Consider the following 1287-nt stretch of genomic DNA (forward strand, 5'->3'; position numbering starts at 1 on the left):
GATCGCGCTCAGCTCGGTTGCGAGCGTGGACAGGTTGACGGTGAGCCCGCGTCCCTCCAGAGCGGCGAGCACCGCGCTGGTGCCCATCCACCCTCCGGAGAGGACGACGGCGCGCGCCAGCTGCTTCCAATCCGGTCCGGTCTCGGGCTCCGGGCGCTCCTCGGCGGGCTTCCTGATGTTGAGGTTGAGTCCACGGATCACGGGTCGGTCCGTGGGTTCGGGCACCTCGGGGAGTTTGCCGAGATCGGCGAGGAACTTGGAGATGGCCGCGTCCTCCGGCGCTGCCGGCGTCTCGGGTGCCTGCGGGCGCTCCTCGCCCCGGATGCGCAGCCGCGCGCGGAAGTCGTCGGCCGCGACGCCGCCGTTCTTCGCGCCGGGTGCGGCCGCCTGGACCTCGGCGCCGGGCTCAATTCCGGTGAGCCAGCCCAGCTTGACGGGCGCCCACCGGTCCCGGTACGCCTCTCCGGCCGCCCGTACTGAGGGCTCATCCAGCACCGGCCGCCATTCCTGTGTGGCCAGTACCGCCGTACGCGCCAATGACGGTGCGGTAACCCACGTGCGAAATCCCTGCGGTGCGAAGCCAGGATCTGTGGATGCGCCGATAACTCCCGAGCCTTTCGCCCGCAATTGGCGCGCATCAAGTCCACGGACCGACCCGAACAGCTTCGCCGTACCGGCGCCTTCAGGGTCGGTACACGTGAGGGCCACGCGAACCGGGGAGTATTTCCGAACCGAGCTGTCTCCAAGGCTGGAGAGATTTCCGTCAGTCGCCGTGAGAATCAGACGAATACCCATTGCGCGGGTCGTGCGCATCACCTTAACCAGCTTGTCTTTCACGCGAGATCGCAGCGGATCAATTCCCTGGTAGGCGAGCATCTCGGCGCCCTCATCGATGACGCAGAAAATCATCGGCACCGTCGCTGAAATAGGCAGCAGTTTCGTGTCCTGGTCCCGCATGAGGTCCCGGTACTCAGTCAGTCGCTGCTCAGCAATTGCGATTAGCGCATCCAGCATCAGGTCTGCCTCAGCCAGCGTCGCGGCCACCCAATCGACCCCTGACCTGGTCGTTTCCGGCAGGCGGGGGGTGCCGTGCCGGGGTGCGGTCAGGCGCTGGCCCTCGGCCCACGGGGTCACCCACGGGGCGTACGCGTCCCCGGCTTTGCCAACGTCAATCCCCCACACCAGCGTGTCCGTTGTGCGTAGGAATGCGGCCAGGATCGAGTCCAGGAGCGTGGTCTTGCCAGTGCCGGGCGGCCCCAGGATCAGTGCGCACGCCTCCCGCAGGTG

At 67.4% G+C, this 1287-nt stretch carries 1 protein-coding gene; it reads right to left on the reverse strand.

The window, feature by feature from the left end:
• On the reverse strand, positions 1–1287 hold a 1287-nt coding region (locus tag ACFVV5_RS19150; RefSeq protein ID WP_387247292.1), incomplete at both ends, for a hypothetical protein.

Origin of the sequence: Leifsonia sp. NPDC058248, from assembly GCF_042881905.1 — a bacterium.
Taxonomy (GTDB): domain Bacteria; phylum Actinomycetota; class Actinomycetes; order Actinomycetales; family Microbacteriaceae; genus Leifsonia.